14 protein-coding genes are annotated in these 14314 nt (G+C 73.3%); 6 read left to right on the plus strand and 8 right to left on the minus strand.

Features of this window, described 5'->3' with window-relative positions; genetic code table 11:
* The first annotated feature begins 9 nt into the window (after positions 1-9).
* Positions 10-1734, plus strand: coding sequence for an ABC-F family ATP-binding cassette domain-containing protein (locus AB0G11_RS24900; protein WP_357588504.1), 1725 nt, complete (start codon positions 10-12; stop codon positions 1732-1734).
* Here the strand turns inward: AB0G11_RS24900 and AB0G11_RS24905 are convergent.
* Positions 1723-1854, minus strand: a complete 132-nt coding sequence (locus AB0G11_RS24905) for a hypothetical protein (protein ID WP_357588506.1) — start codon at positions 1852-1854, stop codon at positions 1723-1725. The genes AB0G11_RS24900 and AB0G11_RS24905 overlap by 12 nt on opposite strands.
* 35 nt (positions 1855-1889) lie before the next feature.
* Positions 1890-2903, minus strand: coding sequence for a hypothetical protein (locus tag AB0G11_RS24910; protein ID WP_357588508.1), 1014 nt, complete (start codon positions 2901-2903; stop codon positions 1890-1892).
* A 73-nt stretch (positions 2904-2976) separates the two neighbouring features.
* Between AB0G11_RS24910 and AB0G11_RS24915 the strand changes: the two genes are divergently transcribed.
* Complete coding sequence (locus AB0G11_RS24915) at positions 2977-4683, plus strand: GNAT family N-acetyltransferase (RefSeq protein WP_357588510.1); 1707 nt, start codon at positions 2977-2979, stop codon at positions 4681-4683.
* Here the strand turns inward: AB0G11_RS24915 and AB0G11_RS24920 are convergent.
* On the minus strand, positions 4625-5338 hold the full coding sequence (locus AB0G11_RS24920) for a hypothetical protein (protein WP_219510059.1): 714 nt from the start codon (positions 5336-5338) through the stop codon (positions 4625-4627). The two genes, AB0G11_RS24915 and AB0G11_RS24920, sit on opposite strands and share 59 nt — an antisense overlap.
* Before the next feature lie 17 nt (positions 5339-5355).
* On the opposite strand from AB0G11_RS24920, the gene AB0G11_RS24925 reads away from it, so the two are divergent.
* On the plus strand, positions 5356-6333 hold the full coding sequence (locus AB0G11_RS24925; protein WP_357588512.1) for an aldo/keto reductase: 978 nt from the start codon (positions 5356-5358) through the stop codon (positions 6331-6333).
* A gap of 15 nt (positions 6334-6348) precedes the next feature.
* On the opposite strand, the gene AB0G11_RS24930 is transcribed toward AB0G11_RS24925, so the two are convergent.
* A complete protein-coding gene (locus AB0G11_RS24930; RefSeq protein ID WP_219510062.1) occupies positions 6349-7734 on the minus strand; it encodes an MFS transporter in 1386 nt (461 codons plus the stop codon).
* A 228-nt stretch (positions 7735-7962) separates the two neighbouring features.
* Positions 7963-8616 carry a TetR/AcrR family transcriptional regulator gene (locus AB0G11_RS24935; protein ID WP_357588514.1) on the minus strand — a complete coding sequence of 218 codons (654 nt, stop codon included), beginning with the start codon at positions 8614-8616 and terminating at the stop codon, positions 7963-7965.
* A 113-nt stretch (positions 8617-8729) separates the two neighbouring features.
* On the opposite strand from AB0G11_RS24935, the gene AB0G11_RS24940 reads away from it, so the two are divergent.
* On the plus strand, positions 8730-9524 hold the full coding sequence (locus AB0G11_RS24940; protein ID WP_219510066.1) for a glucose 1-dehydrogenase: 795 nt from the start codon (positions 8730-8732) through the stop codon (positions 9522-9524).
* 5 nt (positions 9525-9529) lie between these two features.
* Here the strand turns inward: AB0G11_RS24940 and AB0G11_RS24945 are convergent, their stop codons facing one another.
* Positions 9530-9940 (minus strand): hypothetical protein, encoded by a 411-nt coding sequence (locus AB0G11_RS24945; RefSeq protein ID WP_219510067.1) that lies wholly within the window; start codon positions 9938-9940, stop codon positions 9530-9532.
* Between the two features lie 213 nt (positions 9941-10153).
* On the opposite strand from AB0G11_RS24945, the gene AB0G11_RS24950 reads away from it, so the two are divergent.
* A complete protein-coding gene (locus tag AB0G11_RS24950) occupies positions 10154-10711 on the plus strand; it encodes a dihydrofolate reductase family protein (RefSeq protein WP_357588516.1) in 558 nt (185 codons plus the stop codon).
* On the opposite strand, the gene AB0G11_RS24955 is transcribed toward AB0G11_RS24950, so the two are convergent.
* The gene (locus tag AB0G11_RS24955; RefSeq protein WP_357588518.1) at positions 10593-11846 is read right to left on the minus strand and encodes a serine hydrolase domain-containing protein; all 1254 of its coding nucleotides are present in this window, start codon (positions 11844-11846) and stop codon (positions 10593-10595) included. The genes AB0G11_RS24950 and AB0G11_RS24955 overlap by 119 nt on opposite strands.
* Before the next feature lie 11 nt (positions 11847-11857).
* The gene (locus AB0G11_RS24960; RefSeq protein WP_357588520.1) at positions 11858-12457 is read right to left on the minus strand and encodes an NADAR family protein; all 600 of its coding nucleotides are present in this window, start codon (positions 12455-12457) and stop codon (positions 11858-11860) included.
* Positions 12458-12629: 172 nt separating this feature from the next.
* On the opposite strand from AB0G11_RS24960, the gene AB0G11_RS24965 reads away from it, so the two are divergent.
* A complete protein-coding gene (locus tag AB0G11_RS24965; RefSeq protein WP_219510069.1) occupies positions 12630-14189 on the plus strand; it encodes a glycosyl hydrolase family 18 protein in 1560 nt (519 codons plus the stop codon).
* The last annotated feature ends 125 nt before the right edge of the window (positions 14190-14314 follow it).

Below are 14314 nucleotides of genomic sequence, written 5' to 3' on the forward strand. Positions count from 1 at the left end.
CGTCATTCCATGATCACCGTTCGTGACGTCGAGCTGCGCGCGGGTTCCCGCCTGCTGCTGTCCGGCGTGTCCTTCACCGTCTCCCCCGGCGACCGCATCGGCCTCGTCGGCCGCAACGGAGCGGGCAAGACCACCCTGCTGACCGCGCTCGCCGGTCACGCCCGCCCGGCCGCGGGCAGCATCACCGCCACCGGCCCCACCGCCTACCTCTCCCAGGACGCCCGCCCCACCTCCCACCCCGCCGGAAAGGCGCCGAACGGGACCTGGGACTCCCCCGAGGACCCGAGAGAGTCCGCCACCCCGGGCTCGCCCGCAGGGCAGGGCGGAGGCGTCGCGTTTCACTCCCCCGAAGGGTCGGCGCTGACGGTGGCGGGGCGGATTCTCGGGGCGCGGGGGCTCGGGGAGGCCGTGCGGCGGTTGCGGGCCGCCGAGGCCGCGATGGCCGGGGCCCGCGACGAGGCCGCGCTGGAGCGGGCCATGGCGGAGTACGCGCGGGCCGAGGCGGCGTTCCAGGCGGGCGGCGGCTACGCGGCGGAGGCCGAGGCTGCGCGCGTGGCCGCCGGGCTGGGGCTGCCCGCGCGGCTGATGGACCAGCCGCTCGCGACGCTGTCCGGCGGCCAGCGGCGGCGCGCCGAGCTGGCCCGCATCCTGTTCGCCGGCCACGACGGCGTCCTGCTGCTGGACGAGCCGACCAACCACCTGGACGCCGACTCGCTCACCTGGCTGCGCGGCTTCCTCCAGGGGCACCGGGGCGGCCTGGTGGTGATCAGCCACGACACCGGCCTGCTGGAGGCGGTCGCCAACCGGATCTTCCACCTGGACCCGCACCGCGCCACGATCGACGTGCACAACACCGGCTGGCGTGCCTACCTGGCGCAGCGCGGGAGCGACGAGCGGCGGCGCACCCGGCAGCGGGCGAACGCCGAACGCAAGGCCGCCGCGCTGCACGCCCAGGCGGACCGGATGAAGGCCCGCTCGGCGACCGCCACAATGGCCAGGAGCATGGCCCGCCGCGCCGACCGCATGCTGGCGGACCTGGAGCCGGCCCGCCGGGCTGACCGGGTGGCGCGCATCCGGCTGCCCGACCCGGCCCCCTGCGGCCGCACGCCGCTCGGCGCGATCAGCCTGACCAAGTCCTACGACGGCCACCGCGTCCTGGACGGCGTGGACCTGGCGGTGGACCGGGGCAGCCGCCTGGTCGTGCTGGGGTTCAACGGGGCGGGCAAGACGACGCTGCTGCGACTGCTGGCCGGGGAGGAGGAGCCGGACAGCGGCCGGGTGGTGCGCGGGCACGGGCTGCGGCTGGGCTACTTCGCCCAGGAGCACGACACGCTCGACCCGGCGTGGACCGTACGGGAGAACCTGGCGGCGGCGGCCCCGCATCTGACGGACGGCGAGGCGCGGGGGGTGCTGGGGGCGTTCCTGTTCTCGGGCGACGACGCCGGCAAGCCGGCCGGGGTGCTGAGCGGCGGCGAGAAGACCCGGCTGGCGCTGGCCGGCCTGGTGCATTCCGGGGCGAACGTACTGCTGCTGGACGAGCCGACCAACAACCTCGACCCGGCGTCCCGGGACGAGGTCCTGGCGGCGGTGGGCTCGTACCCGGGGGCGATCGTGATGGTCACCCACGACGAGGGGGCCGTCGACGCCCTGCGCCCGGACCGCGTCCTGCTGCTGCCGGACGCGGAGGAGGACCTGTGGAACGACGACTACCGCGACCTGGTGTCACTCTCCTGACGAGCGGTCCGCCGTCACCCCCGTGAGCAGCCGGTGCAGCCTGCGCGCCTCCTGGGCGAAGCGGGTGGAGCCGGCGGCCGTGTCACCGGTCTTGATGGTCTTGAGCAGGTCCTCCCACATGTCGGGGACCCTAGCGGCGGCCCCCGACAGTCCGGTCAGGCGCGCAGGTCGTCGATGGCGCGCAGGACGGCGCGCTCGTCCAGCATCACGGAGGCGGTGAGGCCGAGCAGGGCGCTGATCCCGCGGGTGGCGGGGCCGCCGTGGCGGTGCTCGTGGAAGGCGGCGGCGAGCGTGAGCAGGCCGGTCCGCAGCGAAGGCCCGGGGAAGGTGACGGCGGGGGCACAGCGGCGCAGGTGCTCGGCGTGCCGGTCCTGCCAGGGCTCCCAGCGCCAGCCGGGCCACAGCCGCGGCGCGTCGGGGAGGACCTGGGCGAGGTCACGGGTCGTCCACACGCCCGCCGTGCGCGTGTCGGCGTCGAGGTGGATCCCCGCCGTCGGCGCGTCCGGCCACGCGGGGACGGGCTCCCAGGCCGCGTACGTGTCGAGGGAGGCGGGCCCGTGGCCGATGACGGCGTCGACGGGCGGGCTGACCGGGTAGCCGCGCACGGTCCCGGCGCGGGCGACGGTGACCAGGCACACGGGCTCGCCCGGCGCGGCCCGCCGAAGCGTGTCGGGCCAGGTGGGCAGGGAGGCGGGCAGCGGGCTCCCGGGCGGGTGGACGGCGGGGTCGAGCCAGAGCATCGGCATCCTGGCCGCGAGCTCCTCGGGCGTGCGCACGCCGGGCGGCACCGGCATCGACCGGGGCGCGGCCACCCCGGCGGGGTCCTCGCCGACGGCGCGGACCAGGTCGGCCAGGCCGTCGTAGGCCCATTCGACCCGCCAGCCCGCCCAGGTGGTGGCCAGCACGCGCAGCGCCGCCCACCGGTAGGACGGGTCGGCGCGGCACGGCGAGAACCACAGCAGCCGCTGCTCGTCCACGTCGACGAGCGCGGCCCCGGTGCACAGGATCTCGTTCATGAAGGTGGTGTCGGCCCGCTGGCGTTCGGCGTGGGCGAGGCCGGCGGCGGGGCCGGGCAGCAGCTCCAGCTCCAGGTCGTAGCCGGCCCACGGGGAGTAGCGCAGGCTCCAGGAGCCGTGCCGTTTGATCACGAAGTGTGCTCGATCACCCACGCAGCGATACTAGAGGCGTCTTCCGCCCCGCATCCGGGTTTTCCCCATGTTGACCGGCTGACAGCATGCTGGCATGGCGTTACGGCTGAGGGCGGCGCGCGCGGAGGAGGCCGGGTGGCTGAGCGAGCTGGCGGTGCGGTCGAAGGCGTACTGGGGGTATGAGGAGACGTTCCGGGAGGAGTTGCGGCTGCTGCCGGAGGAGGTGGCGGCGCGCCGGGTGACGGTGGCCGAGCGGGACGGCCGGGTGCTGGGGTTCGTCACGGTCGACGGGGAGCCGCCGGACGGGGTGCTGGGCATGCTGTTCGTGGAGCCGTCGGCGATCGGCGGCGGCGTGGGCCGGGCGCTGTACGGGCACGCGCTGCGGGAGGCGGGCCGGGCCGGGTTCGCGCGGCTGGTGATCGAGGCCGACCCGCACGCGGTGGGGTTCTACACGGCGATGGGCGCGGTGGAGTGCGGGCCGGCGCGGCTGGTGGCGCGGCTGGTGGCATGGCCGCCGGCGCCGGAGCCGTCGTGGGTGGCGGCGTGGACCGGCGGGCGGCCGGCGGTGCACGTGGGGAACGTGGCGGAGTTCAACGGCGCGCCGCCGGGGCCGGACCACTACGCGTGCATGGCGGTGTTCGCTGGGCCGCTGCCGGAGGCCGTGGTGCTGCCGGTGCCGGTGGACCGGGCGTGGATCGACGGGCTGGCGGACGAGCTCGGCTGGGGCGAGGTCGAGGTGCACGACGGCATCGCCCCGGACGGCGCGGTGTCGGCGGCGATCGGGAGGCGGCCCGCGCTGGCGCGGCGGCTGGCGTCGTCGCCGGGGCCGGTGCTGCCGTGGGGCCGGACCGAGCAGTTCGCCCGGATCGTCCCCACGCCGGGCCGGGTGCTGGCCGCGATCGCCCGGTTCGAGTCCAAGCGCGGCGCGCACGAGCTCTTCCGCGCGCTGGCGCCGGACCATCCGGGGATCGTCGTGCCGGCGCAGCGGCCGGTCGGCTCCCGCCGGGAGCTGCGCCGGGAGCTGGCCTCGGGCGTGCCGCTGGTGCTGAAGACCGAGTACGGCGTCGGCGGCTCCGGCACGCTGATCCTCGACGGCGGCACGCGCCGGGCCGGGCGGCGGTGGGCCCGCGCCGGCGTGCTGGTGGAGGAGTACGTGCCCGGCTCCGGGCCGTACCGCGACCCGACGTTCGACGCCGTCGTCGACGACCACGGCGCGGTCCACCCGGTGGGGACCGGCTTGATGCGGGTCGAGGGCCCCCGCTACCAGGGCGTCACCACCGGCCCCGGCGTGCTGCCCGCAGAGCTGGCGACCACGGCCGCCCGGTTCGGCACGGCGGTGGGCCGGGCGCTCGCGGAGCACGGCTACCGGGGCTGGTACGACGTCGACTTCGTGACCGACCCGGCGGGACGCCTGGCTCCGACGGAGATCAACCTGCGCCTGACCGGCCCGGCGGCCGCCCACACCCTGCGAGCCCGGCTCGACGCGCTGCGCGGCGGGCGGCATCTGGTCCGGGCGCTGGACCGGCTGCCGCTGGGCGCGCGGCTGCCCCCGGCGGCGCTGCGCGGGCATCTGGACGAGGTCGCGCGGGAGTGCCGGGGGCTCGGCGTGACGTTCCTGCCGACGATCCCGGTGGCCGCGATGGAGCCGTGGCCGTACCTGGGCGTCGCCCTGGCCGCCCGCACGGCGGACGCCCTCGACCGGGCCGAGGCCGCCGTACGGGCCGCCACCGAGGCGCTCGCGTTCACCGAGGTCGGGCGGCCACGAAGGCGACGACCACGGCCGCGGCGATCATCAGGGTGACGTTGAACCCGTACACGAGCGCGGCCTGCAGGGGCCAGTCGGTCTTGGCGGCGAGCCGGTAGAAGTTGTCCTGCGGCCACCAGGCGGCCAGCAGCCACGTGATCGCCAGGTGCGCCGCCGCGCTCACCCCTGGCGGCCTGTCCAGCCGCGCCAGCAGCGTGCGCCCCGACAGCAGGAAGGCCACGCCGAGCCCGAACGCCGCGCACTCGAACAGGTAGAGCACCGCGAACAGGCCCGCCCACGGCGGCGGCACGGCCGACAGGTCCGTGGAGTACGGCCACAGCACGTCCGTCAGCAGGTAGGCGGCGACCGCGGAGACCGCGGCGGAGATGGCCATCGCGACGCCGGTCGAGGGCTGCCAGTCGCCGCCCTTCCCTCCGGAGGGCGTGGCCGTGGCGCGCACCGGCAACGGCAGCGCGCGGTGGTCGACCCGCCCGTCGGCCGTGCGCGGCAGCGCCCGCACCAGCGTGACGAACCGCGGCAGCCGCCGCCCCGGCAGCCGCTCCACCAGGTAGGCCCGCAGCTCCTCGCCGGTGACCTCGCCGTCCGGCACCACGTACGCGATCAGTTTCGGCCCTCCGGAGCCGGTCCTGACGCTGACGACGGCGCAGTCGGCCACCGCCGGGTGGCGTCGTAACTCCTCTTCGACTGTCATATGACAGGGTTACCCCCATGGAACACCGCGTATTGGGACGCACCGGCCGCCAGGTCGGCGTGGTCGGGCTGGGCGCCTGGCAGCTCGGCGCCGACTGGGGTCAGGTGAGCGAGGACGAGGCGCTCGCGACGCTGGCTGCCGCCACGGAGGCGGGCGTGACGTTCGTCGACACGGCCGACGTGTACGGCGACGGCCGCAGCGAGCGGATCGTCGGCCGCTTCGCCCAGGGACGCCCGGAGCTGACCGTGGCCACCAAGATGGGCCGCCGGGTGGAGCAGGTGCCGTCGAACTACGTGCTGGACAACTTCCGCGCCTGGAACGACCGCTCCCGCCGCAACCTGGGCGTCGACACGATCGACCTGGTGCAGTTGCACTGCCCGCCGACGGCGGTGTTCTCCGACGACGCGGTGTTCGACGCGCTCGACACGCTGGTGGCCGAGGAGCGGATCGCCGCCTACGGGGTGAGCGTGGAGACGTGCGAGGAGGCGCTGACCGCGATCGCCCGTCCCGGCGTGGCGAGCGTGCAGATCATCCTGAACGCGTTCCGGCTCAAGCCGCTGGAGCGCGTGCTGCCCGCGGCGCGGGAGGCGGGCGTGGGGATCATCGCCCGGGTCCCGCTGGCCAGCGGGCTGCTGTCGGGCCGCTACGACGAGAAGACCACGTTCGCGCCGGACGACCACCGCAGCTTCAACCGGCACGGGGAGGCGTTCGACGTGGGCGAGACGTTCTCGGGTGTCGGGTTCGAGACCGGGCTGGAGGCGGTGCGCCGGCTGGCCCCGCTGGTGCCGGAGGGGGCAACGACGGCGCAGTTCGCGCTGCGCTGGATCCTCGACCAGCCGGGCGTGTCCGTCGTCATCCCGGGCGCCCGCAACCCGGCCCAGGCGGCGGCCAACGCGGCCGCCGCGGCTCTCCCGCCGCTGCCGGAGAGCACGCTGCGGGCCGTACGGGACGTCTACGACGAGCTGATCCGCCCGCAGGTGCACGGGCGCTGGTAGTCGAGCTGTGGCTGGTCAGGCGGAGTCGCGGGCGGCGTCGAGCACGCGCTGGGCGTCGCGTTCGAAGAAGCCGCGCGCGGCCAGGCAGAGCAGGCCGCCGAGCACCATCGGGACGATCAGCACGTACATGGCGGTCAGGAGGGAGCCGCTGCTGTCGGACGAGACGCCGACCAGCAGCGGCCCGAACGCGGCGCCGGCCGTGATGAACAGCTGCAGCACGGCGAAGCCGAGCCCGCGCGAATCGGCGCCGACCACGTCGGCGAGCGAGGCCGTCATGTTCGGGATGGCGGTGGCCGACAGCAGCGACGAGGTCAGCAGCAGCGTCACGAACAGCGGCAGCGAGTCCATGGAGATCGCGGCGGCCTGGGTGAGCGCGCCGAGCGTGATGCCGGTGCCGCCGACGAGGAGCCGGCCGCCCTTGCGGGTGGCGTGCATGCGCCGGCCGAAGTAGGCGCCGATGAGCGTGCCGCCGACGACGCCGGCGACGCTGATCAGGCCGGCCAGTGAGGCGGCGGTGCCGGCGGCGACGCCGAGGTTCCTGACCATGAGGGTCGGCATCCAGAACGCGATCCCGGCCAGGCCGAGGGTGAGCGACATCAGGCCGACGCAGACCAGGGTGAGGGTGGGGATCTTCAGCATCAGGCGGAACTGCCTGCCGAACCGCAGCCGCTCGCTCAGCCGGTCGGACAGCGCGGTGACCTGGCCCGGCCCGGTGGCCTCGGGCACGGGCTGCGGCTGGTCGGAGCGCAGGGCGATCACCCGGTCGAGGAAGCCGCGCGGCGGCTCCCTGAGCCACCACACGAGCAGCGCCGTCAGCGCCCCCGGGATCGCCATGATCATGAACGTGGCCCGCCAGCCCACGGCCTGGCCGAGGATGCCGCCCAGCGCGGTGCCGATGCCGCCCAGGTAGGTGGTGATGCGGACGAGCCCGTACGCCTTGGCCCTGGTCAGCGGCGGATAGTAGTCGGCGAGCAGGCTTCCGGAGGCGGGGTTGTCGATGTTCTCCGCCGCCGCTAGGAACACCCGCATCGCGAAGAAGATGGCGAACCCGGTGGCGAGACCGGACCCCAGCGTGGCCAGGCTCCAGCAGAACACGACGACGGCGATGATCCGGGTCCGGTTGAACCGGTCGGACAGGTATCCGGCGGGCAGCGCCACGGCGGCGGCGGCCAGCGCGGCGGCGGTCGGGATGGACCCGGCGGCGGTGTCGCTGATCCCCCATTCCGCCTGGAGCAGGGGCAGCACGCCGGACAGCAGGCTGGCCTCGATCCGGTCCACCAGGCCGACGAGGAACAGGACGACCAGGGGCGCCCAGCCGAAGGGCGCGAGATCGGTGGCACTGATTCCCCGGCTGAGTGGCGCTCCCAGGCGCCGGCGCTTCTCCGCAACGACCTCGGCCAACGGGCCCTCCTCACGATTGGAAGGTGTTTCTAAAATCCCGTTCTAGAGGAGTGTGACCTAAATGACAAGAGCGTCCCGCTGGTAACGTCCTGGGAATGAGCGGACCGCCCGGCCTCCCCGGAGGCCGAGTGGGCCGGTGGCGCCATCCTCGACCTCAACGGCGCCGGCTACCTGCGCTGACCTGAGCTCCCCGCGCGGGAGGCGCCGCGGCACGCCGGACGCCGCACCTCAGGACCGGCCACCACGGGCGCGCGTCCCCGATCCGGGCAGGGCGTAGCGGGCGGCGACGGTGCGGACGGCCTCGTCGACCACCTGAGCGACGCGTTCGGCGCTCACCTTCCAGCCCGGCACGAGTAGTGCCGGCCAGAAGACGTAGTTGGAGATCATGCCCAGGAACTGGGTGGCCGCGAGCTCCACGTCCTCGATCCGCACCGTGCCCGCCTCGTGCTCGGCCAGGAGGTAGCCGCGTACGGACTCGAAGTAGGGCAGCTTCCCGTGCGAGAACTGCGCATTGGCGAGCTCGGGAAAGCGCGGCAGCTCGGCGATGACGATGCGGAACAGGTCGGTCATCTGGGGGCGGCTCAGCAGCTCGGCGTAGCGGCGGCCGATGGCGCCGAGCCCGGCGACGATGTCGCCTGCCGGCGGAGGATCCTCCTCGTCAGCGGTGGCCCAGGACTCGGTGACGATGGCGTCGAACAGGGCGGCCTTGGTCGGGAACTGCTTGAACAGGGTGGCCCGCGAAACGCCCGAGCGCTCCGCGATCCGCGCCAGTGACGTGCGGTCGTAGCCCAGCTCGAGGAACAGCTCGGTCGCGGCCGTCACGATCAGCGCGCGCTTCTCCTGGGCGACGCGCTGGTGGTACGTCGTCACGACCTTGCTCATGGGCCGAGCATACAAGACGAGTGGCTTGACTCACCATTGCCGCCGATCTACTGTCAAGCAGTGTGGTGAGCCACTCAGCTCACCATCCCTCCCTCGTACCGAAGGAACATCCGATGAACCGCTTCGACAACCAGACCGTGCTCGTGACCGGCGGGACCGGCGGCCAGGGCTCGAGCCACGTACGCGCCTTCCACGCGGAGGGGGCGAACGTGGTGATCGGCGACATCGACGCCGATCGGGGCGCCGCCCTCGCCGACGAGCTCGGGCCCCGTGCTCACTTCACCCGCCTCGACGTCACCGACGAGAGCTCGTGGTCCGCCGCCGTGCTGGCCGCCGAAAGCGCCTTCGGCGCCCTGAACGTGCTCGTCAACAACGCCGGCGTACAGAACCCGCCGGCGCCGATCGAGGACACGGACCAGGCCACCTGGTCACGCATCCTCGGCATCAACCTCACCGGGACCTTCCTCGGCATCAAGGCCGCCGCCCCGGCTCTGCGCCGCGCGGCGGGGGGAGCCATCGTCAACATCGGCTCGACCATGGGCCTGGGCGGCACGGCTCACTACGCGCCGTACGTCGCCGGCAAGTGGGCGGTACGAGGTCTCACCCGGACGGCGGCACTCGAACTCGGCCGCGACCGCATCCGGGTGAACGCCATCCACCCCGGCGTGATCGCGACCCCCTTCATCCAGGAGCCGGCGGCCGGCGCCACCGTGGCGATCGCCGACTTCTACTCGCCCGAGCCGTTCGCCGTCCCCCGCCTCGGAGAGCCGGCCGACGTCACCAGCCTGCTCCTCTTCCTCACGTCATCGGACGCGTCGTTCATCACCGGTTCGGAGTACGTCATCGACGGCGGGCTCCTGCTCGGCCCCGCCCTTCAGCACGCGTCTCCGTCCCCCCTGCGCCGATGAGCGGTTCAGCCGCACCTGCCCCAGGACTTCCAGCGCGACTTGCCCACGGCGGCACGGGGCCCGTCATCCTGGATCGACCCCATGTAGCTGACGCACCGGCCCTTGCCGTAGGTCTTCACCGGCCCCAGGTAGTGCTTGACGCTCCGGCCCTCGTTCTCGCCGCTCGCGCGCCCGTTGGCGCCGCGCGTCTGCGTCGTGATCGTGGCCATGACGAAGGTGCGGACGCCGAGGTTCGAGGACTTGAACGTGGTGACGCAGTTGTAGCCGGTCCTGCGGTTGTACAGCAGGTAGACGTACCCGAGGACCCGCTTGGAAGGCGTCCGCACGGCCTGCTTGCCGTGCGCGACCCGGGCGAACCCGGAACCGCACACCCGCTCCGGAGTGGCGGCGGAGGCGGCCGCGTACGCGGGAGTCACCAGGCCCCCTCCGATCGACAGTGCCGCGGCAAGGAGGATCGTCGTCGACCCGCGCATTCGGCCAGCCCTTCTCAACCGTCCCCGCCGTCCGGGGACCACCGGCTGATCATCTTGCCGGATCCGGCCCTCGCCGCATGCCCGAATCATCGGATAAGTACGCGGGCGCGATGAATTTTCGCCCGTCCGCCGGTCTGTGTCCCGAGGAGGCAGATCATGGCGAAGATGCTCTATTCGGCGACCATGTCGCTCGACGGCTTCATCACCGGCCCAGGCGGCGACATGTCCTGGCTGACCCCGTACCTCGGTCCCGACCCGATGGCGGACAGGCTCGTGGGCCGGGTCGGGGCGATCCTGGCGGGCAGGCGCTCGTTCGGCGGGGACGACCCGCACCGGGGCGATCCCGAGCGGGAGGGCAAGGCGTTCGGCGGCGGGTGGGACGGGCCGCAGTTCGTCCTCACCCACCGCCCGCCCTCGGCGCCGGTCCCGGGCGTCACGTTCGTCGGCGACCTCCGCACCGCCGTGGCCGAGGCCCGGCGGGCCGCTGGGGACCGGTACGTCAACGTCATCGGCGCCGACGTGGCCCGCCAGTGCCTGGCGGCGGGGATGCTGGACGAGCCCCGCAGGCCACCGGCCTGCACTACCGCGTCGCCGGCTAGAAGTAGCGCGGGGTCAGGTCGGTCGTCGGCCAGGAGGACACGCCGCCCGTCGCCGTGCCCAGGATCCCGTCGATCGCGCCGAACGACGGCGCGTCGCCCTCCTGCCTGCGGTTGAACAGCGCGCAGTAGCTCACCCCGTGCTGGATCCTGGCCAGGAAGCCGAACGTGCCCGGCATCGAGCCGGTGTGCCAGGTGTTGAGGCCGCCCACGTTGTTCTCGCGGACCTGCCAGCCGAGCCCGTACCAGGAGCCGCCGGACCCGACGCCGATCTCCGGCTTGGCGAAGACCCGGCCGATCGAGGTGGCGTTCAGCACCGGCCCGGCCCGGTCGAAGGCGAAGCCCCACTTGACCAGGTCGACGGCCGAGCCCAGCCAGCCGCCGTTGGCGTCCTGGTTGGCCATGTTGAAGCCGCCGTACGGGTACGGGACCGTCGCGCCGCCGTCGTCGAGCACGCTCTTGCGGGTGTAGACCGACTGGTAGCGCACCTCGGCGGCGTACTGCTGGCCGGACGCCGACCGGCCGAGCAGCATGCGGGTGATCCCGGCCGGCGCCAGGATCCGCTGCCTCACGTACGACTCGTAGCTCATGCCGGAGACCTTGGCGATGATGCGGCCGAGCAGCATGTAGCCGTAGTTGCTGTAGGCGTAGCGGGAGCCGGGCGTGAAGTCGAGCTTCCTGGCCGTGGCGTACCGCATGATCTCCGCGTGCCCGATCGGCAGCGGCACGTCGAGCGCGGCCGAGATGGTGTGGTCGGCCCAGAGCTGGTCGAGGGTGGCGTCCCGGTCCCAGCCGCCGGTGTGCTGCATGAGCCGCCACAGCGTCACGTCCGCCAGGCGCGGGTCGGCGTCGGCGGACAGGCCCAGCAGGTCGGTCACGGTGTCGCCGAGGGACAGCTTGCCGTCCTGGGCGAGCCGGGCGATCGCGGCGGCGGTGATGCTCTTGCTGAGGCTGGCGATCCGGAACAGCGAGGTCGGCTGCACGAGCCTGACGTAGCGGCCGTAGGTGTAGCTGCCGTAGCCGCGGGCCAGGAGGATCTTGCCGTTCTTCGCCACGGCGAGCTGCGCGCAGCTGATGTCGCGTTCGGCGATGAACTTCTTCATCGCCGCGTCGAAGCCGGCCAGCTGCGCGGGCACCACGCCGGTCGCCGGCAGGGCGGCCGTCCCGGCCCGCGCGGGGGCGGCGCCGAGGGCGAGGGCGGGGACGGCGAGTGCGCCGGACTGGAGGAGGCGGCGTCTGCTGAGCGTGGTCACAAAGGGAATTTCTAACGGATATCGGGCGTCCGTGTCCCGCTTTTTCGGACATCCGCTGTCAACCCTGTCAGCTTCTCCCGTACGGCCATCAGCGCGAACCCGAGCAGGTTGAGCCCCTCCCACGTCGCCGGCGAGGCCGCCCGCTCGTCGTCCGCCGTCAGCCCGATGCCCCAGACCCGGTCCACGGGACTGGCCTCGACCAGCACCCGCTCACCGGTGCCCACCAGGAACGCCCTCAGCCCGGGATGTGCTCCGAACTTGGCGAGATTGCCCCGGACCACCACGTCGAACCGGCGGTCGCACCACACCTCCTCGTCGAACCCCCGCACCTCCCGCCCGGCGGCCTTGGCCGCCCCCGGGTGAGGCGCGGCGAGGATCCTGGCGGCGGCCTCCTCGTCACCGAACAGCCACGCCTTGTGGGCCATCATGTAGTGCTCGACCGTGGCGAAGACGTGCCCGTCCGCGGCGAAGGCGGCGGGCCACCACTGCGACAGGCACCCGGCGCCCACGCTGCCGTCACGGTTGGGCCGGTGCCCCCAGAAGAACAGGTAACGCAGGCGGCGGCCCGCCCGTTCGGCGGCGGCGGCGTCCTCGACGGTGCGCAGGGTCATCCGGGCACGATGCCACAGGGAGTGATCGGGTTGCCACCTGGGACGCCATAGACAATAGATAAGATTCTTTACAATAATGGGAGTGACGCGCACCCCCCAACCGTCGCGGCACCCCGGCCTTGCGCCGCGCCCGTACGAGCCCGGACCCCCGGGCCACAGAAGGGTAGTCCCCATGACGCGAACACCGCGCCCGCTCATCTTGGCCGCCTCGTTACTGCTCGCATTCCTGGGCGTCATCGTCACCCAGACCTCGGCGAGCGCCGCCAACCTGCTGGCCAACCCCGGCTTCGAGTCCGGCTCCCTGTCCCCCTGGAACTGCACCGGCGGCCTCGGATCGGTGGTCGACACCCCGGTCAGGTCCGGCGGCAAGGCCCTCGCCGGGGCGGCCGGCAACTCCGACATCGCCCGGTGCAGCCAGACGCTGACGGTCCGGCCGAACTCCGACTACACGATCTCCGCCTGGGTCCGCGGCAACTACGTCTACCTCGGCGTGACCGGCGGCCGGGCCATCTGGGCCTCCTCGCCGTCGGCGTACACCCAGCTCACGATCCCGTTCACCACGGGCGCGAGCCAGACCACCGCCGAGATCTACCTGCACGGCTGGTACGGGCAGGGCACGTACCACGCCGACGACCTCGTCTTCGACGGCCCCGGCGACCCGCCGACGTCCCCGACGCCGACCCCCACGGTCACGGTCTCCCCCACGGTGACGCCCACCGCCACGGTGAGCCCCACCGTGAGCCCCACGGTCAGCCCGACCGTCACCCCGACGGGCAGCACCTGCGCCGTCAAGGGCAAGCCGGCCGGCAAGGTCCTGCAGGGCTACTGGGAGAACTGGGACGGCGCCTCCAACGGCGTGCACCCGCCATTCGGCTGGACCCCCATCACCGACGCGCGCATCCGCCAGCACGGCTACAACGTCTACAACGCGGCGTTCCCCGTGATCCGCTCCGACGGCACCGTGCTGTGGGAGGACGGCATGGACAGCACCGTCAAGGTCGCCACGCCTGAGGAGATGTGCGCGGCCAAGGCGGCCGGGGCGACGATCCTGATGTCCATCGGCGGCGCCACCGCCGGCATCGACCTCAGCTCCAGCACCGTCGCCGACCGCTTCGTCCAGACGATCGTGCCGATCCTCAAGCGCTACAACTTCGACGGCATCGACATCGACATCGAGACCGGCCTCGCCGGCAGTGGCAACATCAACCAGCTGTCCGCCTCGCAGGCCAACCTCATCCGCATCATCGACGGCGTGCTCGCCCAGATGCCGTCGAACTTCGGCCTCACCATGGCCCCGGAGACGGCGTACGTCACCGGCGGCAGCGTCGTCTACGGCTCCATCTGGGGCGCGTACCTGCCGATCATCAAGAAGTACGCCGACAACGGCCGCCTGTGGTGGCTGAACATGCAGTACTACAACGGCAGCATGTACGGCTGCTCCGGCGACTCCTACTCGGCCGGCACCGTCCAGGGCTTCGTGGCCCAGACCAAGTGCCTCAACGACGGCCTCGTCATCCAGGGCACCACGATCCGGGTCCCGTACGACAAGCAGGTCCCGGGCCTTCCCGCCCAGCCGGGCGCGGGCGGCGGCCACATGTCGCCCTCGCTCGTGTCGCAGGCGTGGAACAGCTTCAACGGCCAGCTCAAAGGCCTGATGACCTGGTCCATCAACTGGGACGGCTCCAAGGGCTGGACCTTCGGCGACAACGTGAAGTCACTCCAGGGCCGCTGAGCGGCCTGCGCATGTCAGAGCCGGGGCCCCCCCGCGGGCCCGGGGGGCGGGGGGCGCGGGCCCGGCCCGCCGGCCCCCCCCCCCGGCCCCGCGCCGCGGGCAGCGAGCGGCGCAACGCCTCCTCG

The organism is Nonomuraea sp. NPDC023979 (assembly GCF_040639085.1).
Lineage (GTDB): Bacteria > Actinomycetota > Actinomycetes > Streptosporangiales > Streptosporangiaceae > Nonomuraea > Nonomuraea ceibae.

Excerpts from the sequence above, each read along its gene's own strand:
- AB0G11_RS24900 (WP_357588504.1), top strand. The coding sequence starts at position 10 with ATGATCACCGTTCGTGACGTCGAGCTGCGCGCGGGTTCCCGCCTGCTG.
- AB0G11_RS24905 (WP_357588506.1), bottom strand. The coding sequence starts at position 1,854 with ATGTGGGAGGACCTGCTCAAGACCATCAAGACCGGTGACACGGCCGCC.
- AB0G11_RS24915 (WP_357588510.1), top strand. The coding sequence starts at position 2,977 with ATGGCGTTACGGCTGAGGGCGGCGCGCGCGGAGGAGGCCGGGTGGCTG.
- AB0G11_RS24920 (WP_219510059.1), bottom strand. The coding sequence starts at position 5,338 with ATGACAGTCGAAGAGGAGTTACGACGCCACCCGGCGGTGGCCGACTGC.
- AB0G11_RS24925 (WP_357588512.1), top strand. The coding sequence starts at position 5,356 with ATGGAACACCGCGTATTGGGACGCACCGGCCGCCAGGTCGGCGTGGTC.
- AB0G11_RS24935 (WP_357588514.1), bottom strand. The coding sequence starts at position 8,616 with ATGAGCAAGGTCGTGACGACGTACCACCAGCGCGTCGCCCAGGAGAAG.
- AB0G11_RS24940 (WP_219510066.1), top strand. The coding sequence starts at position 8,730 with ATGAACCGCTTCGACAACCAGACCGTGCTCGTGACCGGCGGGACCGGC.
- AB0G11_RS24950 (WP_357588516.1), top strand. The coding sequence starts at position 10,154 with ATGGCGAAGATGCTCTATTCGGCGACCATGTCGCTCGACGGCTTCATC.
- AB0G11_RS24960 (WP_357588520.1), bottom strand. The coding sequence starts at position 12,457 with ATGACCCTGCGCACCGTCGAGGACGCCGCCGCCGCCGAACGGGCGGGC.
- AB0G11_RS24965 (WP_219510069.1), top strand. The coding sequence starts at position 12,630 with ATGACGCGAACACCGCGCCCGCTCATCTTGGCCGCCTCGTTACTGCTC.